Annotated in this window: 24 protein-coding genes and 1 riboswitch; of the genes, 10 read left to right on the top strand and 14 right to left on the bottom strand. The window is 72.3% G+C overall.

From position 1 onward, the window contains the following. The first annotated feature begins 41 nt into the window (after nt 1-41). A complete protein-coding gene (locus ABD951_RS25585; protein WP_345352266.1) occupies nt 42-1,031 on the top strand; it encodes an LLM class F420-dependent oxidoreductase in 990 nt (329 codons plus the stop codon). 3 nt (nt 1,032-1,034) lie between these two features. Continuing rightward, nucleotides 1,035-1,610 (top strand): GNAT family N-acetyltransferase, encoded by a 576-nt coding sequence (locus ABD951_RS25580; RefSeq protein WP_345352263.1) that lies wholly within the window; start codon nt 1,035-1,037, stop codon nt 1,608-1,610. Here ABD951_RS25580 and ABD951_RS25575 read toward each other — a convergent pair. The 6 genes from ABD951_RS25575 to ABD951_RS25550 all read right to left on the bottom strand — a co-directional run bounded on the left by ABD951_RS25575 (nt 1,607) and on the right by ABD951_RS25550 (nt 6,999). Next, nucleotides 1,607-2,266, bottom strand: a complete 660-nt coding sequence (locus ABD951_RS25575; RefSeq protein WP_345352260.1) for a DUF3239 domain-containing protein — start codon at nt 2,264-2,266, stop codon at nt 1,607-1,609. The two genes, ABD951_RS25580 and ABD951_RS25575, sit on opposite strands and share 4 nt — an antisense overlap. Before the next feature lie 10 nt (nt 2,267-2,276). Then, nucleotides 2,277-3,956, bottom strand: coding sequence for a DNA repair helicase XPB (locus ABD951_RS25570; protein WP_345352257.1), 1,680 nt, complete (start codon nt 3,954-3,956; stop codon nt 2,277-2,279). 144 nt (nt 3,957-4,100) lie between these two features. Then, complete coding sequence (locus tag ABD951_RS25565) at nt 4,101-4,265, bottom strand: hypothetical protein (protein ID WP_345352254.1); 165 nt, start codon at nt 4,263-4,265, stop codon at nt 4,101-4,103. A gap of 27 nt (nt 4,266-4,292) precedes the next feature. Beyond that, nucleotides 4,293-4,457 carry a hypothetical protein gene (locus tag ABD951_RS25560; RefSeq protein ID WP_345352251.1) on the bottom strand — a complete coding sequence of 55 codons (165 nt, stop codon included), beginning with the start codon at nt 4,455-4,457 and terminating at the stop codon, nt 4,293-4,295. Nucleotide 4,458: 1 nt separating this feature from the next. Further along, nucleotides 4,459-4,584 carry a hypothetical protein gene (locus ABD951_RS25555; protein WP_345352248.1) on the bottom strand — a complete coding sequence of 42 codons (126 nt, stop codon included), beginning with the start codon at nt 4,582-4,584 and terminating at the stop codon, nt 4,459-4,461. Between the two features lie 138 nt (nt 4,585-4,722). Beyond that, nucleotides 4,723-6,999 carry a helicase-associated domain-containing protein gene (locus ABD951_RS25550; protein ID WP_345352245.1) on the bottom strand — a complete coding sequence of 759 codons (2,277 nt, stop codon included), beginning with the start codon at nt 6,997-6,999 and terminating at the stop codon, nt 4,723-4,725. Nucleotides 7,000-7,059: 60 nt separating this feature from the next. Here ABD951_RS25550 and ABD951_RS25545 point away from each other — a divergent pair, with 60 nt between their 5' ends. Continuing rightward, the gene (locus ABD951_RS25545) at nt 7,060-7,251 is read left to right on the top strand and encodes a hypothetical protein (protein ID WP_345352242.1); all 192 of its coding nucleotides are present in this window, start codon (nt 7,060-7,062) and stop codon (nt 7,249-7,251) included. Nucleotides 7,252-7,320: 69 nt separating this feature from the next. Here the strand turns inward: ABD951_RS25545 and ABD951_RS25540 are convergent, their stop codons facing one another. From ABD951_RS25540 to ABD951_RS25525, 4 genes are all read right to left on the bottom strand, one after another. After that, complete coding sequence (locus tag ABD951_RS25540) at nt 7,321-7,950, bottom strand: resuscitation-promoting factor Rpf1 domain-containing protein (RefSeq protein WP_345352239.1); 630 nt, start codon at nt 7,948-7,950, stop codon at nt 7,321-7,323. Between the two features lie 4 nt (nt 7,951-7,954). Next, nucleotides 7,955-8,159, bottom strand: a riboswitch (cyclic di-AMP (ydaO/yuaA leader). Nucleotides 8,160-8,290: 131 nt separating this feature from the next. After that, on the bottom strand, nt 8,291-9,613 hold the full coding sequence (locus ABD951_RS25535) for a glycosyltransferase 87 family protein (protein WP_345352236.1): 1,323 nt from the start codon (nt 9,611-9,613) through the stop codon (nt 8,291-8,293). After that, nucleotides 9,610-10,017, bottom strand: coding sequence for a YccF domain-containing protein (locus ABD951_RS25530; protein ID WP_345352233.1), 408 nt, complete (start codon nt 10,015-10,017; stop codon nt 9,610-9,612). Before ABD951_RS25530 ends, ABD951_RS25535 begins: the two co-directional genes overlap by 4 nt. A gap of 2 nt (nt 10,018-10,019) precedes the next feature. After that, a complete protein-coding gene (locus ABD951_RS25525; protein ID WP_425569962.1) occupies nt 10,020-10,274 on the bottom strand; it encodes a hypothetical protein in 255 nt (84 codons plus the stop codon). Nucleotides 10,275-10,430: 156 nt separating this feature from the next. On the opposite strand from ABD951_RS25525, the gene ABD951_RS25520 reads away from it, so the two are divergent. Then, complete coding sequence (locus ABD951_RS25520) at nt 10,431-10,841, top strand: cold-shock protein (RefSeq protein ID WP_345352230.1); 411 nt, start codon at nt 10,431-10,433, stop codon at nt 10,839-10,841. Between the two features lie 63 nt (nt 10,842-10,904). Here the strand turns inward: ABD951_RS25520 and ABD951_RS25515 are convergent, their stop codons facing one another. The 3 genes from ABD951_RS25515 to ABD951_RS25505 all read right to left on the bottom strand — a co-directional run bounded on the left by ABD951_RS25515 (nt 10,905) and on the right by ABD951_RS25505 (nt 14,040). Next, nucleotides 10,905-11,396 (bottom strand): DUF2771 family protein, encoded by a 492-nt coding sequence (locus ABD951_RS25515; RefSeq protein ID WP_345352227.1) that lies wholly within the window; start codon nt 11,394-11,396, stop codon nt 10,905-10,907. 50 nt (nt 11,397-11,446) lie between these two features. Further along, nucleotides 11,447-13,150: an MFS transporter gene (locus ABD951_RS25510; protein WP_345352224.1), complete on the bottom strand. Its 1,704-nt coding sequence runs from the start codon at nt 13,148-13,150 to the stop codon at nt 11,447-11,449. Between the two features lie 65 nt (nt 13,151-13,215). Further along, nucleotides 13,216-14,040, bottom strand: a complete 825-nt coding sequence (locus ABD951_RS25505; RefSeq protein ID WP_425569961.1) for a glutaminyl-peptide cyclotransferase — start codon at nt 14,038-14,040, stop codon at nt 13,216-13,218. Nucleotides 14,041-14,070: 30 nt separating this feature from the next. On the opposite strand from ABD951_RS25505, the gene ABD951_RS25500 reads away from it, so the two are divergent. From ABD951_RS25500 to ABD951_RS25485, 4 genes are read left to right on the top strand one after another with little or no spacing between them, the layout of a single operon-like run. Next, nucleotides 14,071-15,057, top strand: a complete 987-nt coding sequence (locus tag ABD951_RS25500; RefSeq protein WP_425569977.1) for a DUF3027 domain-containing protein — start codon at nt 14,071-14,073, stop codon at nt 15,055-15,057. Beyond that, nucleotides 15,054-17,807 carry a sacsin N-terminal ATP-binding-like domain-containing protein gene (locus tag ABD951_RS25495; protein WP_345352218.1) on the top strand — a complete coding sequence of 918 codons (2,754 nt, stop codon included), beginning with the start codon at nt 15,054-15,056 and terminating at the stop codon, nt 17,805-17,807. The genes ABD951_RS25500 and ABD951_RS25495 overlap by 4 nt, the downstream gene beginning before the upstream one ends. Continuing rightward, on the top strand, nt 17,797-18,393 hold the full coding sequence (locus ABD951_RS25490; RefSeq protein ID WP_345352215.1) for a phosphatase PAP2 family protein: 597 nt from the start codon (nt 17,797-17,799) through the stop codon (nt 18,391-18,393). The genes ABD951_RS25495 and ABD951_RS25490 overlap by 11 nt, the downstream gene beginning before the upstream one ends. Nucleotides 18,394-18,444: 51 nt before the next feature. Further along, complete coding sequence (locus tag ABD951_RS25485) at nt 18,445-20,352, top strand: YhgE/Pip family protein (RefSeq protein ID WP_345352212.1); 1,908 nt, start codon at nt 18,445-18,447, stop codon at nt 20,350-20,352. 99 nt (nt 20,353-20,451) lie between these two features. Here the strand turns inward: ABD951_RS25485 and ABD951_RS25480 are convergent, their stop codons facing one another. After that, on the bottom strand, nt 20,452-20,931 hold the full coding sequence (locus ABD951_RS25480) for a COG4315 family predicted lipoprotein (RefSeq protein ID WP_345352209.1): 480 nt from the start codon (nt 20,929-20,931) through the stop codon (nt 20,452-20,454). 212 nt (nt 20,932-21,143) lie between these two features. Here ABD951_RS25480 and ABD951_RS25475 point away from each other — a divergent pair, with 212 nt between their 5' ends. Both ABD951_RS25475 and ABD951_RS25470 read left to right on the top strand, forming a co-directional pair. After that, nucleotides 21,144-21,689, top strand: a complete 546-nt coding sequence (locus ABD951_RS25475) for a sigma-70 family RNA polymerase sigma factor (protein WP_345352206.1) — start codon at nt 21,144-21,146, stop codon at nt 21,687-21,689. Further along, complete coding sequence (locus tag ABD951_RS25470; protein ID WP_345352203.1) at nt 21,679-22,341, top strand: zf-HC2 domain-containing protein; 663 nt, start codon at nt 21,679-21,681, stop codon at nt 22,339-22,341. Before ABD951_RS25475 ends, ABD951_RS25470 begins: the two co-directional genes overlap by 11 nt. Nucleotides 22,342-22,343: the final 2 nt, after the last annotated feature.

The following is a 22,343-nucleotide window of genomic DNA, read 5'->3' as shown; positions in this document are numbered from 1 at the left end:
CCGCTCGTCGTCGCGGCCGGGAGTCGGTAAGGTCCGGGAGCATGCGATTCGGGATGTTCGTTCCGCAGGGCTGGCGGCTGGACCTGGTGGGCATCGCGCCCGCCGACCACTGGGGCGTGATGAAGGGGGTGACCCTGCGGGCCGAGCGGGGCCCGTGGGAGTCGGCGTGGGTGTACGACCACTTCCACACCGTGCCCGCGCCGACCGAGGAGGCGACCCATGAGGCGTGGTCGCTGATGTCCGCGCTCGGTGCGGTGACGTCAACGATCCGGCTCGGGCAGATGTGCACCGCGATGAGCTACCGCAACCCCGCGTACCTCGCGAAGATCGCGGCGACCGCCGACCTGATCTCCGGCGGCCGGATCGAGATGGGCATCGGTGCCGGCTGGTACGAACACGAATGGCGCGCATACGGTTACGGATTCCCGCCGGCGGGGGAGCGGCTCGGCCGGCTCGACGAGGGTGTGCAGATCCTGCGGCAGGCGTGGACCACCGGCAGTGCCACGCTCGACGGGCGGTACTACCGGGTCGACGGTGCGATCGTGGCCCCGAAGCCGCTGCAGGACGGGGGTATTCCGCTGTGGATCGCCGGCGGTGGCGAGAAGGTGACACTGAAGATCGCCGCGAAGTACGCGCGGTACACCAACTTCGACGGCACGCTCGACGGGTTCACCCACAAGTCCGCGGTGTTGCGCGAGCACTGCGCGGCGGTCGGGACCGACTTCGACGCGATCGTCCGTTCGGCGAACTACAACGTCGCGATCGGGGTCACCGAGGCGGACGTCGAGCGGCGGCTCGCGCAGACGAAGGCCCGGATCGCGCGGTGCGCGGGTGAGGAACTCGCGGAGGCGTCGATGGCGGCCTTCCGGGGCATGCCCGCCGTCGGCACCCCCGAGCAGATCGTCGAGAACCTGAGCCGCCTGCGCGAGCAGGGCCTCGGGTACGCCATCTGCTACTTCCCCGAAGCCGCCTACGACACGTCCGGCATCGAGCTGTTCGAACGCGAGGTGATCCCGGCTCTCGCGGGGTGAGTGATGTTCGCCCAGAGCCTCGGCGGTGCCGGACTCGCACTGACGCCACCGACCCCCGCCGACGTCGACCGGATCACCGCCTGCTGCCAGGACCCGTCGATCGGACGGTGGACGACGATGCCGGTGCCGTACCGGCGCGCCGACGCGGAGGCGTTCGTGACCGAGGTCGTTCCGGCGGGGTGGGCCGACCGGCGCCCCACCTGGGCCCTGCGGCGCGACCCGGACGCACCGGTGGTCGGGATGATCGGCCTCGCTGCCGGCGACGCGTCGGCCGCCGAGGTCGGGTACTGGCTCGACGCCGCCGCCCGCGGGCACGGGCTGATGACCCGGGCGCTCACCCTGGTGTGCGACTTCGCGTTCCGGCCGGACACGCTGGCACTCGAGCGGATCGGGTGGCGGGCCCTGGTCGGCAACACGGCGTCCGCGGCGGTCGCGCGGCGGGTCGGGTTCCGGTTCGAGGGCACCGCCCGGTCCGGGGGACTGCAGCGGGGCGTCCGCCGGGACATGTGGGTCGCGGGGCTGCTGCCCACCGATCCGCGGTCGCCGGCCGAGGGCTGGCCCCCGTTCGGCCGGCGCTAGCGGATGTCGGCGGCGTCGACCGGGATCTGCTGGTCCTTCGCGCGGGGAACGTCCTCGGCGAGGGGGATCGACTTGGTCAGCAGCTTCCACTCCGCGTTCGGGATCTGCTCGATCGCGCGACGGATGACCTTCGGGTCACGGGTGCCCCAGGCGATCGGCATCGGGCTGACCATCTGCCACGTGTCGGCGGTGGAGCCGGTGGTGCGGTCCGACATCACCGAGATCGACGGCACCCGCTCGCCGACGTTGGTCAGCGAGTGCCCGGGCAGGCTGCGGACGGTGCGGGTGACCAGCGCGTAGTGCGGCCGCTCCGCGCCGGGCTTCGCGGTGTTCACCAGCGAGAGCAGCGTCGCGCCGCGCGGGCGTGACACCGCGACGATCGCCGGAACCAGCTCGCCGTTCGCGTACAGGTCCTCGACCGACCCGACCTTGCGCGGCGCCCAGAACGACACCCACACCGAGGCCGCCGCGACGACGAGCGCGACCGCGCCCAGGATGTACGACCACGGGTGCGCGAGAACGATCAGCCACACCGCGAGCGCCACGAACAGCAGGGCGGTGATCAGCGCGGACCACCGCAGCCGCCGCACGTCACCGACCGTCTCGTTGACCGAACGGGCATGGGTCTTGTCCACCGGGAATTCGAAGTGACGCACGGTCCTATTCCTACCCGATCGCCGGTCCGAGCAGGTCGTCCGCATCGGTGATCCGGTACGCGTAGCCCTGTTCGGCGAGGAACCGCTGCCGGTGCGCCGCGTACTCGGCGTCGAGGGTGTCGCGGGCGACGACCGAGTAGAAGTGCGCCTGACCGCCGTCGTGCTTCGGACGCAACAGCCGGCCGAGACGCTGCGCCTCCTCCTGCCGCGACCCGAACGTGCCCGACACCTGCACCGCCACCGATGCCTCGGGCAGGTCGATGGAGAAGTTCGCGACCTTGCTGACGACGAGCGTCTTGATCTCGCCGGCCCGGAACGCGTCGAACAGCGCCTCTCGTTCCTTCGTCCTGGTCGACCCCTTGATCACCGGGGCGTTCAGCGCCTCACCGAGCTCGTCGAGCTGGTCGATGTACGCGCCGATCACCAGGGCCGGCGAGTCGGTGTGCCGGTCCAGGATCGACTTGACCACCGCGTTCTTGGTGCGCGCGGTCGAACACAGCTTGTAGCGTTCCTCCGGCTCGGCGGTCGCGTACGCCATCCGCTCGGCGTCGGTCAGCGTGACCCGGACCTCGATGCAGTCGGCGGGCGCGATCCAGCCCTGCGCCTCGATGTCCTTCCACGGTGCGTCGTACCGCTTCGGGCCGATCAGCGAGAAGACGTCGCCTTCCCGGCCGTCCTCGCGGACCAGGGTCGCGGTCAGGCCGAGGCGTCGCCGGGACTGCAGGTCGGCGGTCATCCGGAACACCGGGGCAGGCAGCAGGTGCACCTCGTCGTAGATCACCAGTCCCCAGTCGCGGGAGTCGAACAGCTCCAGGTGCTTGTACTCGCCTTTCGACTTGCGGGTGATGACCTGGTACGTCGCGATCGTGACCGGGCGAATCTCCTTCTTCTCGCCCGAGTACTCGCCGATCTCGTCCTCGGTCAGCGACGTCCGCGCGATGAGCTCGCGCTTCCACTGCCGCCCGGCGACGGTGTTGGTGACGAGGATCAGCGTGGTCGCCTTCGCCTTCGCCATCGCGGCCGCCCCGACCATGGTCTTGCCCGCCCCGCACGGCAGCACCACGACCCCCGAGCCGCCGGCCCAGAACGAGTCCGCCGCCATCTCCTGGTAGTCGCGCAGGTGCCAGCCGCCGTCCGCCGACCCCGGGAACGCGCCCTCGTAGTCGAGTTCGATCGGGTGCGCCTCGCCGTCGACGTATCCGGCGAGGTCCTCGGCGGGCCACCCGATCTTGAGCAGCAACTGCTTCAGGTGGCCGCGCTCGGACGGGTGCACGACGACGGTGTCGTCGTCGATCTGGGCGCCGAGCATCGGCGCGATCTTCTTGTGCCGACGCACCTCGGTGAGCACCGCGCGGTCCAGGCTGACCAGCACCAGGCCGTGCGCCGGGTTCTTCATCAGTTGCAGGCGGCCGTACCGGGCCATCGTGTCGACGACGTCGACGAGCAGCGGCTGCGGCACCGCGAACCGGGAGTACGTGACGAGGGCATCGACGACCTGTTCGGCGTCGTGCCCGGCGGCGCGGGCGTTCCACAACGCCAGCGGCGTCACCCGGTACGTGTGCACGTGCTCGGGGGCGCGTTCGAGTTCCGCGAACGGGGCGATCGCCTGCCGGGCCTCGTCGGCGCGCGGGTGGTCCACCTCGAGCAGCAGGGTCTTGTCGGACTGGACGATCAGCGGTCCGTCGGTCACGTGCGCCTCCTAGCGATGACAACCCCACCATTGTCCACGTGTTTCGGCGCGCGCGTCCGGACCGAGCAGGGGCGCGGGTCGACCACGCCGCGAAAACGGTGCGGGTGTCGACGCCGTTGTCGACACCCGCACCGCATTCTTCTCTCACCGCAATTCGGCGACGGATTTCCGTGCATCCATTACCTGAAAGAGTGCCTCGGAAATACCGGCGCGATATCCGGCGTCCCTTTCCGACCTCACCGGATTTTCGTCGAGCTCGTTTTCCAGGCGGGCGGCGATCCGGTCGAGTGCGAGGAGGGTTCGTTTCACGAAATCAGGTCTTTCTCTTCTGGTCGGCTACGAAAGGGCGGAGTGCCGGACTCGCTCGTCGAGCACGAACGCCTTCGCTGCGGTCAGCGCGTGGCGCCTGGCGCGGGACCGGTCGTCACCAGCTTCTGCCGTGCTCCACAGCCGGTCGAGGTCATCGTGGAGGTGGTCGAGCAGGGTGCTGCCTGCCTCCACCTCAGTGCCCTTTTCGCTTTCTGATCAGCTCGCCGGATTCGGCTTCCCGGGTGCGCTTTTCCGCACGCCGCTCCTTGATCGTCTGGGATGGTTTCTTCGGGCTCTTCCCGGGTTTCTTGTCCGCCATTGTCGCTCCTGGAATCGAAGTGGCAATCACTGGCCCAGACCATACGTCATTTCCCAGGAAAAGCCAGTCGCGCTGGTCCGGTCGCTGGGGGTGCCGAAAAACTCCCCGAAAAAACCCGACGGGTGCGGGTCGCGGCCGTCAGTCGACCAGTGACACCGACGTCACCCGGTGCAGGGTGAAGCGGCGGATCGCACCGTCGGCGGGATCGAACGCATCGAGCTGGCCGCCGCCGACACTGACCGGATCGACGATCCGCTCCGACGCGACCCCCTGCGCGTCGACGTACCCGATCCGGACACTGCGCTTCACCTTGACGGCGAGCTGCAGCAACGCCATCGTCGCGGCGCTGCCTGCGCGACTGCCGCCCGAGCGGACCGCGACACCGCCGGGGGTGCTCGCCGCCCGCTCGCCGGCCCGCAGCTGCCGGACCAGCTGGTCGAGCTGCTCGTCGGTCGGGGGCGCCGGGATCCGGCGGGTACCGCGGGACCGGCGTTTCGGCACCCGCGCTCCCCGCGATCGCAGGTCGACGATCGCGCCCGAGGAGTCCTCGCCGGCGGGGGCGAACCCGGCGGCGCGCAACTGGTCGAGCACCTCGCCGAGGGATGCCTGCGAGATCGCCACCGTCGGTGCCAGCGCGCGCAGCGCGAGCGGTTCGGCCACCGGGGACGCCAGCACCTCCGCCAGCATCGCCGGGTCGTCGCAGCGCACGAACGACCGCGCGATCCCGGCCCGCAGCCGGCCGTGCCGTCGCGCGACGTCGTCGATCAGGTACGTCAGCGACTGCGGCACCGGCGTCTTCGAGTGAGTCGTGAACAGGGTGTGCAGTTCGGCCGCGGTGCGGCCTGCGTCCAGGGCCCGCCGGACGCTCGCCTCGCCGACCCGGTACACGGTCGCGGCACCCGCGGACTCGACGTCGGCGACCAGGGTGACCTGCTCGAGCAGGTCCGGGACCAGCGGCCCCGGCGCGACCACCGTCAGGTCCGCCTGCACCAGCACGTAGTCGATCGGTGTCGGCAGGGCCGACGTCATCTCGGCGAGCACGGACTCCGGGGGAGCGCCGTGCAGCAGGCTGCGGCCGGGGGACGACAGCGCGCCCCGGCCGAGGAACCCGACTGCGGTCGCCTCCGCGAGGGTGTGCTCGATCGCCGACGCACCCAGCCGTGCCGACCAGCGGGGACGCCGCCACGCCACCACCGCCGCGACGTCGGCCGCGTCCGATCCGACCCCCGTCCCGAGCTCGGCGACGACGTCGAGGACGAATCGCCGGTCCCGCGGGGCGCCCGAGGCGCGCACCTCGTCCGACAGTGCCGCGATCGGCTTGTCCCCGTGGTCGCGCAGACCCACCACCCACGGTCGCCGTGGCAGCTCGAGCCACGTCTGCGCAAGCAGCTGCCACCGGTGCGCCGGGGATGCGTCGAGCCACGAGTCGGCGGCGGAGGTCGGAGCCCAGTAGTCGTCGCCGGTGTCCGCGGCGGGCAGCGGTTCGGGGATGCCGCTCGACACCAGGCCGGCGGCGGCGAGCAGTTCGACGAGCAGGCTGATCCGGGTGTCGTCGACGCCCGCGACCTTCGCGAGCCGGCGGATCTCCCGTACCCCGAGCCCACCGGCCTTGAGTGCGGGCGCCGGATGGTCGCCGAGGGCCGCGAGCAGGGCCTCGCAGTGCCGGATCAGTTCCAGCGCCTCGCCCGCCGCGGCGGCGTTCGTCTCGGCGGTCTTGTGTTTGTGGGTGCGCACCGGCGGCGGGGTCAGCACGGTCGGATCGGTCACGGTCTCGCCGCGCAGCGCCTGACCGACCTGGAACGGAAGCTCGACGGTCTGTTCGTCCAGCCAGGAGAGCAGGCCCAGCGACAGGAGCCGCTGCACGGGACGATCCGGCGGCGTGCCCGGTGCGGCGTCGCGGGTGCGGCCGATCGGAGAACTCGTCGCGAGGGTGTCGATCAGTCGGCGTTCGGCGTCGGTCAGCTCCGCCAGCGTCGCGGAGATCTGCTCGGCGGACATCGAGGTCGTCGCCGGGTCGATCCGCCACCCGACCGCCTCCCGGGCCGCCGGCGTCACGCGCAACAGTGTCGTGCCCCACACCAGTGCCCGCTCCCGCAGCACGGTCAGGGCCCGGTCCACGGCCTTGACCGGCGCCCGGCCCGCGACCGCATCGGTGAGCTGTTCCCGCCGCACGCCCGACTCGCCGGCCCCCTCGCGCGCGAGCAGACCGATCAGGGTGAGCTCGAGCACGCTCAGGTCGTCGGCGACACGCAGCACCGATGCGCGCTGCTCGGCCCGCGCCGCCAGCACCGACAGATTCGCCGGTGGCGGGACCGCGAGGTCGGGCCGCAGCCGCAGCAGCCCCGCCAGTTCGCTGTCGCTGCGGGCGCTCAGCCAGGTGGCCAGGCTGTCGGTCGAGGGATCGGTGGCGGTCATCGCATCTCAGATTAGTGACCTGGGCTGTACGCGATACAGGCTCGGTGTCAAAATGGCCTCGTGGCTAACAATTCGAGCAAGCAGTACGTTGATCCCGGCTGGCCGAAGCACCTCGAGGAAGGGGACCACGCGGTCACCGAACTCTCCTCGACCCGTTCCGGTGGGCTCTCCCCGTTCGGTGAGGACACCGAGTTCCCGCGGCCGGTGTCGGAGCTTCCCTACCTTCACCCCCAGACCGTCGTCAACCGCTGACGACCGGTCCGACGACCAGAAGGGCCCCGCACCGAATCGGTGCGGGGCCCTTCTTCCGTGTTCGGGGGCTCAGCGCTGGGCGACGAGCGGAGCGTAGGTCGTGAGGAAGTCGATGACCTGCGGGTTGAGCTTGGCCTGGTCGTAGATCGCGGCGATCTGCGGGTCGATCGCGATGCCGCGCGCCTTGATGTCCTCGAGGGTGCTGTCGAGCCGGTCGAGCACGTCGGCGGTGCCGTGGGTGGTCGGGACGCTGGTGACGTCCGGAGTCTGGGCGGGCGCCGGCGCCGGGGTCTCGACCTTCGCGGCCGGGGCGGTGCGCTGGGTCGGCGAGCTGGTCAGTCCGAGGCTGGCGGAGCAGGACGGCCACGCGCCCCAACCCTGCGAGGCGAGGACCTTCTCGGCGACCGCGATCTGCTGCTCACGGGTGGCCTGGTTGGCCGTCGCGGCGTACTGGCCGCCGCCGTGCGAGGTCCAGGTGCTGGGGGAGAACTGGAGGCCGCCCTGGAAGCCGTTGCCGGTGTTGATGGACCAGTTGCCGCCGGCCTCGCACTGGGCCAGCCGGTCCCAGTCGGAGTCCGGGGCGGCGCCTGCGGGGGCCGCGAAGGCCGCGCCCGCTGCACCGAACACGGCGGTGGTGACGACGACCTTGGCGGCGGTCTTACGAGTGTTCGTGGGCTTGCGATGGCGTCCAGCGCTCATGGAGGTTTCCTCTCCGCACGCGCCTGCGAGGTCAGCTGTCGGGTTCGGGCTGAGAGGTTGCCCGGCCGTGATCGCTCCGTGATCGGCGCGAAAAGCGGCTTCACCCCAAGGAAGGCCGGTTGCTCGCCTCCCGGTGTCCACTGGGGACGTGGGTCCCCCGTCCTCGTCCCTGGGTTCTTCCGTGGGAATCCGTTCCGCGGGACAAGGTTTGGCGCGGCGGTCCGGACTGGCCGGAACACCGACCGGAGATGACCGTACGTGGCCGACCGCGGTGAGTCACCTCATCCGTCACCGGCGTGTTCGTCGGCGTTTCGCCCGAGATTGGTGGCGTTTGCGCAGGTCAGGTGGTCGCTGCTCGTCCGAGACCGCCCCGTGATCCAACCGTTATGTGAGGCAGATCACAAGAGTTGTCGATGCTGACCTGGCCCTCCGCGCGACCCGCTCGGGCCATCGCGATCAGCGTCCCGACCGCGACCGCGACGAACATCAGCGGATACACCGCGCTGAAGATCGGGGCCAGCGTCGGCGACGTCGGAATCATGAACAGGCCGATCGCGTAGACCCCGTCCGGGAACCGGTGCGCCCAGCACAACAACGGGACGACGATCGCGACGGGCAGCAGCCACGCCGTCGCCCGACCGGCCCGCAGCGCGCGGTCCACGGCCAGGATCAGCAGCGGCACGAACCACACCCAGTGGTGCCCCCAGGAGAACGGCGACACCGCGCTGGAGGTGAGACCGCACAGCGTGGTCGCGAGCAGTTCCAGACCGCGCAGGTGGGCGAGACGCGCCGCTGCCAGGCCCAGCACGGCCAGCGCCAGGGCGACGGCCAGCCACAGCAGTCGCGGCGGCTCGGCGGTGTGCAGCCACCGGGCGAGCACCCCCGATGCCGCCTGGTTCGCCGGCCAGGCCGTCTCCCCGATCCGCGTCGAGTGCCAGAGCGTCCCGGTCCAGTAGGCGCGCGAGTCCGAGAAGATCACCGCGAACCCGACGGCCACCGTCGCGGCAAGCCCGCCGACCGCGGTCGCAGCCGCCCGCCACTGCCGGGTGACGAGCAGGTGCACGACGAACAGGGCGGGCGTCAGCTTGATCCCCGCCGCGATCCCGACCCCGACACCCCGCAGCCTGCTGCCCTCGGGTCGGCCCAGGTCCCACAGGATCAGCAGCATCAGCAGCAGGTTGACCTGGCCGAGCCAGATGGTGGTCCGCACCGGCTCGAGCCAGCTCACGATCACGGTGAGCAGGCCGCCGGCCAGGTACAGGGTGCGGTCGGTGCGGTAGCCGAGCAGTCGCCAGCACAGCACCACGACGAGGTAGAGGGCGGCGAAGTTGACCAGACCGCCGAGCAGGGTCGTCATCTCCGGCGAGAAGACCCGCAGCGGGGCGAACAACACCGCCGAGAACGGGGGATAGGTCCACCACATGCCGCCGTGCAGGGCGTGGTCGTAGAGTCCCGCGCCGGTCAGCACGGTGGCGCCGCCGCTGCGGTAGACGAGCAGGTCCAGGCCGTTGCGGAAGAACCCCCACAGCGGCTGACCGAGCGGGACGACGCGGTCGTGGGCGATGACGACGGCCGCGGCGAGGACCGCGAGCGTGCCGAGGAACAGTGGGTGGCTTGGCAGTGTCCGCCCCGCATCCGGGACGATGCGGGGCGGGCGGATCATGCGCTGTAGCCGGGTTGGCTGCCTTGTGTCGACCGGACGTCGACGATCTCCTTGCCGAGCGGCATCAGCGAGATCGGGATCATCTTCAGATTCGCGAGGGCGAGCGGGATGCCGATGATCGTGATCGCCATCGCGATCGCGCTCACCACGTGTCCGATGGCCAGCCAGATGCCGCACAGCACCAGCCAGATGACGTTGCCGATCAGGGATCCGACACCGGAGGTCGGTTTGTCGACGACGGTCTTGCCGAACGGCCACAGCGCGTACAGCCCGATCCGGAACGCGGCGATGCCGAACGGGATCGTGATGATCAGGATGCAGCACAGCACGCCGGCGACGAAGTAGCCGAGCGCCAGCCACAGCCCGCCGAAGACGAGCCAGATGATGTTGAGGATCAGTCTCACTGTTACTCCTCTCCTCGAACGCGTCGCCCGGCCCGCAGGGCGGACACGATGCCGAGCAGGAACCCGATCGGGCAGGCCATCGCCACCAGGTACAGGGCGAGACCGGGGGTGTGGTCGGTCGCGTGGACCACGAAGATCGCGACGATCGCGAGCAGACCGACGAAGAACAGGGCGAGTGCGACGCGCAGCAGAGCGGTGCCGCCGGCGGGGGACGGGGTGCCGGAGGCAGGCTCGCTGCCGGGGATTTCGGGGGCCACATGTCCACGGTATCGCCCGCAAACCCATGTGCCCGTGAAGGGCACGCGGGGGTAGACTGCGGGGCATCGCGTCCCACACACGGTGGGGCGCGTTCGTTTATGTGGTCGATTGACCATGGGGTCGTGAGACACGGACATGGATGAGCAGGTGACACAGTGCCTACCGGCAAGGTGAAGTGGTACGACGTTGAGAAGGGCTTCGGCTTCCTCTCCCAGGACGAGGGGGAGGACGTCTACGTCCGGTCGTCCGCGCTGCCCGCGGGGGTCGAGGGACTCAAGGCCGGGCAGCGGGTGGAGTTCGGGATGGCCGCGGGCCGTCGCGGACCGCAGGCCCTGAGCCTGAAGGTGCTCGACCCGGCGCCGACGCTGCGTCAGGGCGCAGTGCGGCGGGACGAGACGGTCCGCAAGCACACCCCCGACGAACTGCACGGCATGGTCGAGGACATGATCACGCTGCTGGAGGCGAAGGTCCAGCCCGACCTGCGCAAGGGCAAGTACCCGGACCGCAAGACCGCGCAGCGGATCTCCGAGGTGGTGCGGGCCGTCGCGCGCGAACTCGACCGCTGACGACAGGCCCGACGACAGCGAGCCCCCGGTCCGGTGACCGGGGGCTCGCTGCGTTCGGTGTCGCTACTGCGCGACCGCGGGCAGCTCCGGCAGCGTCTGGATCGCCCACATCGGGGCGAAGTCCCGCTGCGACGGCTGCTGGATGATCACGCCCAGCAGCTGCTCGTGCTCGCGGGTGGGGACCGTCACCGCGTACGCCTCGCCGGCCGTGTAGTCGCGGTACCCCTCGAACACCTCACCGGTGCGCGGGTCGCCGAACTGGACGTTGAGCCGCCAGTTGCCGTCCGCGATGTCCTTCGGCAGCGACAACTCGAGCGGGGAGCCCGGCGGGACCGGCAGGTTGGCGACCTCGAGATCCGCACACCGCATGCTCGAGTCGCAGACCCCGGCGTCGACCCGGACGGAGTTGCCGTGCGCGTAGGCGGTGATCGTGGGCAGGGTCTCGGGCGCGTTGCGGACGAGCACCGTGACGACCGCGGCGAGGCCGGCGGCCGCGATCAACACGACCACGACCACCATCACGAGGATCTTCTTCGTCCGGGCTTGCAGGGTCATCGCATTCCGTTTCTCGTTCTACGTCCCCGCCGCGGTGGCGGGTGCGGTGTTCAGTCGGCTCGGGAGCCGGTTCGCCTCGGGCCGTGGCCGACGGGGGCTTCCTGGTTGACGTGCTCGGGGCGCTTGCCGCCGAGGCCCGGCAGCAACGTGCGGCCACGGTACGTCAGGTACGTCTGGATCAGGCCGAGCACCAGCACGACCGAGACGACGGTGAAACCGATCCAGTACGTCGTCGGCAGCAGCACGCCGAGCGCGCCGCCGACCACCCAGCTCAGTTGCAGGACCGTCTCGGAGCGGCCGAAGCCGGACGCGATGGATTCCTCGGGCAGGTCCTGCTGCAGGGACGCGTCGAGGGACACCTTCGCCAGCGCGCTCGCCCCGGCCGCGACCAGGGTCGCCAGCGCGGCGGTGAGCAGGCTGTCGGTGACGGCGGCGACGACCGCGATCGCGGTCACCGCGGCCGTGCAGCGCAGCACGATCACCGCGGGCCGGCCGAGCTTGAGGCGGGCGCCGGCCGCGTTGCCGGCGAAGTTGCCGATCGCCGCGGCCGCGCCGACGAGGCCGAGCATCGCGGCCTGCACGAGCGGCTCGTGCTCGGTGCGCGACTTCGCGACGAAGGCGACGTAGAGGGTGAGGAATCCGGTCAGGACGCGGATCGTGCTGTTGCCCCACAGGCCGGTGACGGTGGCGCGGCCCAGCGGCTGTCTGCGCGTGCTGGGCGTGAACGCCTCCTGCTGCTCGCGGGTGATGACCTCGGTGACCGCGTCGTCGCCGTGGTACGCGATCGTCGCGGGGACCTCGCCCTCGGTGACCTCCACCCACGCCGGGATGCGCATGCTCAGGTAGGCGCCGAACGCGGTGATCGCGGCGGTCAGCCACAACGCCCCGGCGGAACCGAACGCGAACGCCACGACGCCGGCGACGCCGCCGGCGACGATCGTGCCGCCGATCAGCCCGAACACCGTCAGCCGCGAGTTGGTGCGCACCAGGTCGATGTCGGGTGGCAGGACCCGTGGGGTGACCGCGCTCTTGAGCACCGAGAACGACTTGCTCAGCACCATCATCCCGAGCGCGCAGGGATACAGGGCCCAGCTGTCGAAGTTGAAGACCAGCAGCAGGGCCAGGACGGTGCGCAACGCGAAGGACGCCGCCAGCGCGATCCGGCGGCCGCGCTGCAGCCGGTCGAGGGCCGGGCCGATCAGCGGGGCGATCACCGCGAACGGCGCGATCGTGATCAGCAGGTACAGCGCCACCTTGGTCTTGTCCTCGCCGGTGGCGGCGGAGAAGAACAGGGTGTTGGCGAGCGCGACCGCGACCGTGGCGTCGGTCGCGAAGTTCGCCATCACCGCGTACGTCAGATGTGTCAGGCCGGACTTGTCGGCGCCGTCGGCGGTCGCGGCACGGTGGAACGTCGCGATGCCACGGTTGGTCAGCTCCCGGCTGCGCATCGCCGCCACCCGGGTGACGGTCAGTTTGCGCGGAATCGGCGGCGGTTTCGGGCCCCGCGTCTTCGCGCCGCGGAGCTGTTCGGTGCGCTGCTCGGCGGCGTCGTCACGCGGGGGCGCCGACTCCGCGTCGGACGGTCGGGAGCCGGGGGTGGGACCGGTCGGGTGCAGCGGCGGCAGCGGCTGCCTGCGACCCGGCGCACGGCGCGGCGGCGGGTAGTTCGCGTAACCCGGGTGGACCGCGTCGTGACCGCCGTCGGCTGCTGCGCGACGCCCGTCGGGGTCGGAGGGTTGGCGCGGTGCGGTCACGGGTTCAATTCTGTCCTAGGAGCGGGCCGATGAACCACAGGCCCCCGACCGATGTCGCGGCCAGGTCAGGAGACGAAGCGCACATCGAACACGAACGGATACAGCTTGCCGGTGATCAGGAACCGGTCGGTGCCCGGAACGGCGGCGATGCCGTTGAGCACGTCGACGCCCTTCTCCTGCTCGGCGGTCAGCAGACCGGACGCGTCGACGATCGCGACGACTCTGCCGGTGGCCGGGTCGATCCGGACGATGTCCGAGGTCTGCCAGACGTTCGCGTAGACCATGCCGTCCGGGGTGCACTCGAGTTCGTTGAGCCGGTCGACGGGCTTGCCGTCGAGGGTCACCGCGACGCTGCCGACGGGCTGGAAGGTCACCGGGTCCCGGAAGGTCAGGGTGTCGGAGCCGTTGCTCATCACCAGCCGGTTCGCTTGTGCGCACAGACCCCAGCCCTCGCCGTCGTAGGTGACGCGGGCGCGTTCGGCGAGGGTGTCGCGGTCCCGCGCGAACGCGACGTGGTCCCGCCACGTCAGCTGCCACACCGTGTCGCCGGCGACCGTGAGCCCCTCCCCGAACACGTCGTCGGGGAGCGGGACCCGAACCCGCTCGACACCGGTGCCGAGGTCGCGCGCGCTGATGTGCGAGCGGCCGAGCAGACCCGTACCCTCGAGCAACTCCGCGCCCGACACCTCGAGACCCTGCGTGAACGAGGTCGGGTCGTGCGGCGAGGTGCCGAGCACCTCGACGTGCAGCCGCGGCACCGAGCTCGACGTCAGCGATCCGGACCCGGCAGATCCGGTGTCGACGGAGCCTGCCGCGCACCCGCCCACCGTCAGGGCGGTCACGGCGGCCACGAGGCTGAAGGCGCGATACCGGGTCACGGTCGCAAGCATGGCAGCCCGAGCGGGTGCGGTGTGGCGGCGATACGGCAAAATGAGGGTGTGAGTGCCCAATCTGCCCCCGAGCTTGCCCCCGTGCGTCCGCTGCTGGCCGAGGCCGTGGTGATTGCCCGCCGGGCACTGGCCGACCTCGGTGAGGTCCAGGTCGGTGCGCACCTCGGTGTCACCGCCGAGGACGAGTGCTCCGCGACCCACCGGTTCGAGGCCACCCTGCCCGGCTACCACGGATGGCAGTGGGCGGTCGTGCTGGCGGCCCTGCCGGACTCCGATCGGGTGACCGTGAGCGAGTCGGCGCTGCTGCCCGGACCGGATGCGCTGGTCGCACCCGAGTGGTTGCCGTGGGACCAGCGGATCCGCGCCGGCGACCTGACCCCCGGCGACCTGCTGGCTCCCCGCGCGGACGACCCGCGGCTGGTGCCCGGGTACGTCGCGACCGGCGATCCGGTCGTCGACGACCTCGCCCGCGAGGTCGGGCTGGGGCGCAAGAAGGTGATGAGCCTCGAGGGCCGGCTCGACGCGGCGCAGCGCTGGCACGACGGTGACCACGGTCCGGACTCGGAGATGGCCAAGGCCGCTCCGTCGATCTGCGCCCGGTGCGGGTTCTATCTGCCGCTGGCGGGGTCGCTGGGCGCCGCGTTCGGGGTGTGCGGCAACGAGATGTCCGCGGACGGACAGGTCGTCGACGCCGAGTACGGCTGCGGCGCGCACTCGGACGTCGAGCTGCCCGGCGGTGGCGGCACCCCCCGGTTCGACGCCTACGACGACGGCGCGGTCGAGGTCGTGACCCTGCCGCCGACCGTGCGGCCCGAGCCGGTCGAGGCCGAGCCCGCCCCGCAGGAGCAGGCCGGTCCCGAGGATCACGCCGACACCGCGTCCGCCGAGCAGGCCCCGGCACAGCCCACCGAGGTCGACGTGACCGATGTGGACGTGACCGTGGCGGCCGAGACCGCCGAGGCTCCGGCCGACGCGCCCGCGGACGCAGACGGATCGGACGCGGCATCGACCGAGTGACGGCAGCCGACCCCTTCGGCACGTCGGCACTGCGGGACGCGACCCTCCTCGCGTGGGGCACGTCGCCGACCCGGCTGCGGGAGGACGCAGCGACCGAGTCGGACCTGGTGCGTGGCGGCTACCGGGACCGCGTGCTCACCGAGCTGGCGCAGAACGCCGCCGACGCGGCGGCCCGGACGTCGGTCGCCGGACGGCTGCGGGTCGAGCTCGACGGGGACCGGTTGTCCGTCGCCAACGTCGGCGCGCCCCTGGACGAATCCGGGGTGCACGCGCTCTCGGCGCTGCGGGTGTCGGGGAAGACCGACGGGGTCGGGCGGTTCGGCGTCGGGTTCACCGCGGTGCGGTCGGTGAGCGACGAGATCGAGGTGCGTTCGAGCTCCGGTTCGGTTGCGTTCTCCGCGGCCCGGACCCGGGCCGAGATCGAGCGGACCGGCCTGCCCGAACCGGACCACGGGGTCCCGGTGCTGCGGCTGGTCTGGGCCACCGAGGAGGCACCGGCCGCTGGGTACGACACCGAGGTCGTGCTGACCCTGCGACCCGAGGTCGACGGCGGTGCGCTGCTGACGGCGATGACGGCCGAGGCCGTCGATCTGCTGCTGGAACTCCCTGCGCTGCAGTCGATCCGGATCGGCGATCGCGAGTTCGTCCGGACCGGGCGGGAACTCGACGGCGGGCTGACGGAGGTCGCCGTCGGGGACCGGGTGTGGTGGCAGTACGCGGCGACGTCGGCGCGATGGCTCGTTCCGGTGTCGGCGGGCGCGGTGCAGCCCGTCGGCGGCGACGTGCTGCGCGCCCCGACCCGGTCCGACGAGGAGCTCTCGTTGCCGGCACTGGTCGTCGCGGACACCGAGCTGCAGCCGGACCGGCGCCGGATCATGCCGGGGACCGCGATCGGTCACCTCGCCTACGGGTACGCGGAATTCGTTGCTGCACTGCCGATCTCGGAGAGGTTGGCACTGGTCCCGCTGCCCGGGTTCGCGAAGGGGGAGGTGGACGAGCAGCTGCGGGAGGCGGTGCTGCGCGACCTCGCCGGGCATCCGTGGCTGCCGGGCAGCGCCGGGCGGGACCTGCGGCCGCCGGAGGCGGCGGTGCTGCCCGGGCTCACCGACGAACTCGCCGACCTGCTGGTCGACGTCGTGCCGGGACTGCTGGTGCCGGCGCTGTCGGGTCCGGCCGGTGCCCGGGCGCTGGCGGCGGTCGGTGTGCACCGGCTCGGTCTGGCCAGGCTCGCCGACCAGCTGTCCGGGATCGAGCGCGACCCGGCGTGGTGGGCGCGACTGTACGACGCGCTGACTCCGCTGGTCGTGGACGCTCTCGCGGTCGAGGAGCTGGCCGCGATCCCGGTGCCGCTGACCGACGGGCGCACCGTCACCGGGCCCCGGACCGTCGTGCTCGGGCACGATCTCGGCGCGGCCGGGCGGGGGGTCGACTGGATGCGCCTGGTGCACCCCGACGCCGCGCATCCGCTGCTGACCCGTCTCGGTGCGGGCTCGGTCGGTGCGCTCGACGTGCTCGCCGATCCGGCGCTGCGCCGGCGGATCGAGGACGTCGACGAGTGGGAGGACGAGAACGACCCCACCGCAGCCGATCTCGCCGACACGGTGCTGCCGTTGGTCGCGGCCGCGACGGGGCCACTGCCGGGATGGCTGGGTCTGCTGCCGCTGCCCGACGACACCGGTGAGCTGCGTGCGGCCGACGAACTGCTGCTGCCGGACGCGCCGCTGCGGGCGGTGCTGGTGCCCGACTCGCCGTTCGGCACCGTCGCGGGCGGGGTGGTCGACGAGCACGGTGCAGGGGCACTGCGCGCGCTCGGTGTCGGGTGGGGGTTCGCGGTGCTGCGGGCCGAGCTGCCGACCGGCCCCGAGCACGACCTCGCCGACGAAACCGACTGGTGGGCAACCCTGTCCGACGACCCCGAGGTGCTGGTCGCGGTTCGTGACCTCGATCTGGTCGACCCCGAGGCGTGGCCGGCGGCGCTGCGGCTGCTGGCGTCCGACCCGGAGACCGCGGGGCTGCTCACCGACCGGGACGGGTACACCGCGTGGTGGCTGCGCCGCCACGCCCGGGTGGACGGCGTCCCGCTGGGGTCGCTGCGCGCCCCGGACGAGGGCACCTTCGCCGGACTGCTCGACCCGCTGGACCATCCGGACGCGGCGGCGCTCGCGGGCGCGCTCGCCGGGGAGCGGGTCGACTCCACCGCGATGGCCGAACTCCTCCTCGATCGGCTCGCGGACCGCGGCCGCACCCCGACCCCGGCGGTGATCGCCCGCACGCACCGGCTGCTCGCGGAGGCGACCGCGGCGGGCGGTCTCGACCTCGACGCACTGTCGCCGCCCGCGCGGGTGCGCGCGGTCGACGGCACGGTGGCCGATCCGTCGGACGCCCTGGTGCTGGACCGTCCGTGGTACGCCGCGGCGATCCCGGCGGACCGGCTCGTGGTCGGCGACCTCGCGTCGGCGGCGGCGCTGGCGGACCTGCTGGACCTGCCGCCGGCGTCGGAGGCCGTGCACGGCGAGGTCACCGGTCCCGGGCGGGCCGGTGACTGGGCGAGCGAGCCGTCCGCGGTCCTCGCGTCGGTGGTGTCCGGTCGGCCGCTGCCGGTCGGCGCGGTCGTCGTGCACGAACAGCTGACCGTGCGGCTCACCGGTGCCGTGCGCGCGGAGGTCGAGGTGCCCTGGTGGGTCGACGAGTCGGGCCGCACGCACGTCGACGTGCGCGGGATGGGGCAGGGGGTGGCCGATGGCCGGTGATTCGTTCGATCAGTCGGTGCTCGACCGGATGGTGCAGTGGCGCACGCCGTGGCTGACCGATGTCGTCACCGTGGTCACGCATCTCGGTGACACGGTCGTCGCGACGGTGATCACCACCGCGGTGGTGATCGCGCTGTGGGTCCGGCGGCGACCGGTCGAGGCGGTCATGGTCGCCGGCGCGATGGTCAGTGGGTTCCTGCTGATGAGCGGGCTGAAGCTGGTGTTCGGCCGGGAGCGCCCGCCGTACCCGGAACGTCTCGTCGACGAGGCCACCCACTCCTTCCCGTCCGGGCACGCGATGATGTCGGCGATCCTCGTGTGCGTCCTCGGCGCCGCCGTGGTCCGGGTGACGGGCCGGCGCGGGCCGGTGCTGTTCGGCGCGCTCGCGTTGTGGACGCTGGCGATCGGGCTGTCGCGGGTGTACCTGGGCGCACACTGGTTCACCGACGTCGTCGCCGGGTGGCTGCTCGGCGCCGGGTGGGCGGCGCTGTGGATCTGGGGAGCCGCGCGCGTCGGCGACCGGCCCGCGCGCGAGGACGAGGCGAATTCCGGCGAATCGCGGACAGATCCGGGCGGAACTCTCTAGGCTCCCCGATTCGGACATCTGTCCAACACCGGTTCCAGGAGGGCGGCCCGCATGGCGTCGAAACGAGTCCACCTGACCCGCATCGCGCTCGCGGTGCTGGTCATCGCGCCGTTGGCGCTGGTCGGCTTCTACATGTGGGCGCTGTGGAATCCCGGCGACACCGTCTCGCGGCTCCCGGTCGCGATCGTCGACACGGACACCGGCGCCGACCTCGACGGCACCCGGCTCACCGCCGGGGCCGACGTCACCGCGGCGCTGCTCGACGGCGGCGACGTGCACTGGCAGCAGGTCGGCCTCGACGAGGCCCGCGAGGGGGTCGAGGACGGCCGCTACTACTTCTCGGTGGTGATTCCCGAGGACTTCAGCCGCGACATCGCGAGCGCCGCGAGCGGACAGGGCCGCAAGGCCCGGCTCGAGGTCGTCTACAACGACCACAACAGCCTCGTCGCCACCCCGGTCGGCGAGTCGGTGATGGCGCAGGTCCGGTCGGCGGTCTCCGAGACCATCGGCGAACAGTCCGTCGACCAGGTGCTCCTCGGTCTCGGGGACGTCGGCAAGGGCCTGTCCGACGCCGCGACCGGAGCGCGCCTGCTCAACGACGGCACCGGCGAGGCGCTCGCCGGCACCACCGAGCTCGCCGCAGGCAGCGCCGAACTCGCCACCGGACTGGACCAGGCGCACGCGGGCAGCGTCGAGCTGGCCGACGGCACCGGGCAACTCGCGGCCGGAGCCGGGGAGGCGGTCGCCGGGTCGAACGAACTGGCCGACGGGCTCGGGCAGCTCGTCGCGGGCACCGACCAGCTCGGTGCCGGAGCCACCCAGATCAGCGAGGCCATCGACACCGTCGTCGGCCCGCTCGTGGACGCCGTCGTCGCGGCGGGGCTCCCGGTCGCCGACGACGACCTGGTCGGCCAGCTGCGGCAGCTGCGCGAGGGGGCCAAGCAGATCGCGCACGAACTGTCCGACCCGAACGCCGAGTACCGCGGCGGGCTCGAGGCGGCCGCGGCGGGCGCCGCGACACTGCACACCGGGCTCGGGCAACTCGCGGACGGCGCCAACCAGGTCGACGCGGGCGCGCGGGAGCTGTCCACCGGACTCGGACAACTGGACGCCGGCGGCGGTCAGCTCCGGGACGGGCTCGGTCAGCTGAAGGACGGTGTCGGGCAGCTCGACGCAGGCAGCGCCGAACTCGCCACCGGCCTCGCCGACGGTGCGCAGCAGGTGCCCCGGTTCACCGACGCCGAGCGCGCGACCACGGCCGGGGTCATGTCGGCGCCGGTGACGGTCACCGCCACGAACATCGAGCCCGCCGTCGGGTTCGGGCCGGGTGTGATCCCGGCGCTGGCGTCGGTGGTGCTGTTCCTGGTCGGGATCCTGACCTGGTTCGTGGTGCGGCCGCCGCGCGGGCCCCACGAGCGACGGCACGAGTCGATCGTGCGGGAGGGCCTGCGCCGGTACCGGGTGCCTGCCGCGGTCACGGTCGTGGCCGCGCTGCTGATGTCGGTGCTGTCGGTGACCGTCGCGAACGCCGAACCGCCGAGCGCGCTCGCCCTGTTCGTGGTCCTGCTGCTGGTCGGGGCCGCCGCGGTCGCGACCGCGCGGCTGTTCACCGTCGTGTTCGGTCCGGTGAACGGCACGTTCGTCGGGCTCGGCGCCCTGATGATCCAGGTCTTCGCGTTCGGTGCGGTCTTCCCGATCGAGCAGATGCCTGCGCCGCTGCGGTGGCTGCACGCCCTGATGCCGCTGACGTACGCCCGCAACGCGATTCGCATGTCGCTCGTCGGCTACTGGGGACCGCGGTTCTGGCTGGCGATCGCGGTCCTGGTGGTGCTGGTCGTCGGCTCGGTCGCGTTGACACTCTGGTGGCGCGGTCGCCACCGGGTCGACCCGGACCCCGACCCGGACCCCGACCCGGACCCCGACCCGGTCACCGAGCGTTTCCCGGTCCCGTCGTACTAGGCACGCCACCACCGGTTCCCGACAGCCGAGGGCCGGGAACCTCGGCGGCGGTGTGACCGGCGGGCGGGACCGGCGTGGACCCGCCCGGGACGGCCGGTGTCAGCCGTGGGCGGCGTCGACGGTCACGACGTGCCAGGTGCCCTTGACCCCGTCGCCGGTGGTCTGCCCGGGCGCGGTGTCCTTGGCGAACCGGTACAGCGGGGAGCCGTCGTAGGTGGCCTGCGCGGCGCCGTCCGGCCGGGTCATCGTGCCGAGCGTCCCGGGCAGGTGACCGTCGCCGTGCGGTGTGCCGATCGACGGCGGCCAGATCTCGGCGCAGGGTCCGGTGCAGTGGATCTCGGTGGGGGTGTCCTCGTCAAACCGGTACAACGTGAACCCGGCGCCGTCGGTGAGAACCGTTCCCAGCGCAGTGCCGCGGGTGCCGAGTTCCACTTCCGGGGCCGGCATGCCGGCCCCGGACGCCGCCGCCGGCGTCGGATGGGCCGTCGCCTCCGGTTCCCCGGCGTCGGCGCCGCACCCGCCGGCCAGGGTGACCGCCGCACCCAGCGCGGCGAGGGCCAGGATCGACTTCGTTGCCATCTTCGTCTCCATCCGTCGGTCTGCGAACTCGTGCCGCCCCGGTGGGCGGGCACCTCAGGGGAGTACGGGCCCGGACCCGCCGGCGTTCACCGGTGACCGCACCTCCACCCGGATCCGGCCGGAGCCGGCGGTGAACGCTTCCGGGTCGGCATCCGTACTCCTCCATGGGCGTCGGGTGAGCCGACGGCCGGGTGCATTCGGGAGGTGGAGCCGTGCGGCTACGGAAGTCGCGCAAGGAGCTGCCCGTCGGCCTGGACGACGAGGCGGTGCGGGCCGCGTACGACGAGCACGGCGGCGAACTGTTCGTCCTCGCGTACCGCTCGCTGGGTGATCGTGGCCGCGCCGAGGAGGCCGTGCAGGAGACGTTCCTCCGCGCCTGGCGGGGCGCCGACCGCTACGACCCGCAGCGATCGACGCTGCGCACGTGGCTGTACGCGATCTGCCGCAACGTCCTGATCGATGCGTCCCGCGCCCGCGCGGCCCGTCCGCAGCTCGCCGACGCCGACCTGCCCGAGGTCCCGGCGCCCGAACGCCCCCTCGAACAGCTGCTGGTGGGTCTGCAGGTCGAGGAGGCGCTGCGTCGGCTGTCCGACGAGCATCGCACCGTGCTGGTCGAGGTTCACCTGCGCGATCGACCCGCGACCGAGGTCGCGACCGAACTCGGGGTTCCCGTCGGGACCGTCCGCAGCCGCGTGTACTACGGGCTGAAGGCGCTCAGGCTCGTCCTGGAGGAGATGGGGTGGCACGGTGACCGGTGATCGATGCCGTGAGATGCGTCCCCTGCTGGGGATGGGTGCCCTCGGACGCCTCGGCGACCAGGAGGGCATCGCGTTGCGCGCGCACCTGGACGGATGTCCGCGGTGCCGTGCCGAGTACCGCGACCTCGCCTCGGTCGCGGCGGCGCTCGACCAGGCCGACCCGGACCGGCTCGGCGACGTCCCGGCCCCGCCGTCGACCCTGCCCGACGCGATCGCCGCGAGCATCGGCCGGGAACGGGTGCGGCGCCGGTATCGCCGCGTCGCGGTCCTGGCCGCCGCCGCGGTGCTGGCGGTCGGGTTGGTCACCGGTGGCTTCGTCCTCCGCGGCGTCGTCGCCGGCGGCCCCGCGGGTCGGCCCGTGGCGGTCGCCGTCGCGTCCGCCGGGGTCGAGGCGTCGGCCCGGGTGGAGAACCGTGCGTGGGGAACCGGGATCAGCCTCGACGTCTCAGGGCTCCCCGAGGGCAGGACGTACAACGTCTGGCTGCAGCGCGCCGACGGCAGCCGCACCAACGCCGGAAGCTTCATCGCCGGCGGCGACCGGACGATGTCGATGCAACTCGCCGCGGCCCTGCCGATGTCCGACGCCGTCACGCTCGGCGTCAGCGCCCCGGGCGACGACCACGTCGTCTGGGCGGCCCAGCTGCACGGCTGACC

Origin of the sequence: Rhodococcus olei, assembly GCF_039540555.1 — a bacterium.
Classification (GTDB): domain Bacteria; phylum Actinomycetota; class Actinomycetes; order Mycobacteriales; family Mycobacteriaceae; genus Rhodococcus_G; species Rhodococcus_G olei.
This window is presented reverse-complemented; position numbering and strand designations above follow the sequence as displayed.

Coding starts and splice junctions, on each gene's coding strand:
- ABD951_RS25540 (WP_345352239.1), bottom strand. CDS start 7,950: ATGAGCGCTGGACGCCATCGCAAGCCCACGAACACTCGTAAGACCGCC.
- ABD951_RS25490 (WP_345352215.1), top strand. CDS start 17,797: ATGGCCGGTGATTCGTTCGATCAGTCGGTGCTCGACCGGATGGTGCAG.
- ABD951_RS25535 (WP_345352236.1), bottom strand. CDS start 9,613: ATGATCCGCCCGCCCCGCATCGTCCCGGATGCGGGGCGGACACTGCCA.
- ABD951_RS25505 (WP_425569961.1), bottom strand. CDS start 14,040: ATGCTTGCGACCGTGACCCGGTATCGCGCCTTCAGCCTCGTGGCCGCC.
- ABD951_RS25485 (WP_345352212.1), top strand. CDS start 18,445: ATGGCGTCGAAACGAGTCCACCTGACCCGCATCGCGCTCGCGGTGCTG.
- ABD951_RS25585 (WP_345352266.1), top strand. CDS start 42: ATGCGATTCGGGATGTTCGTTCCGCAGGGCTGGCGGCTGGACCTGGTG.
- ABD951_RS25580 (WP_345352263.1), top strand. CDS start 1,035: ATGTTCGCCCAGAGCCTCGGCGGTGCCGGACTCGCACTGACGCCACCG.
- ABD951_RS25555 (WP_345352248.1), bottom strand. CDS start 4,584: ATGGCGGACAAGAAACCCGGGAAGAGCCCGAAGAAACCATCCCAGACG.
- ABD951_RS25550 (WP_345352245.1), bottom strand. CDS start 6,999: ATGACCGCCACCGATCCCTCGACCGACAGCCTGGCCACCTGGCTGAGC.
- ABD951_RS25480 (WP_345352209.1), bottom strand. CDS start 20,931: ATGGCAACGAAGTCGATCCTGGCCCTCGCCGCGCTGGGTGCGGCGGTC.
- ABD951_RS25515 (WP_345352227.1), bottom strand. CDS start 11,396: ATGACCCTGCAAGCCCGGACGAAGAAGATCCTCGTGATGGTGGTCGTG.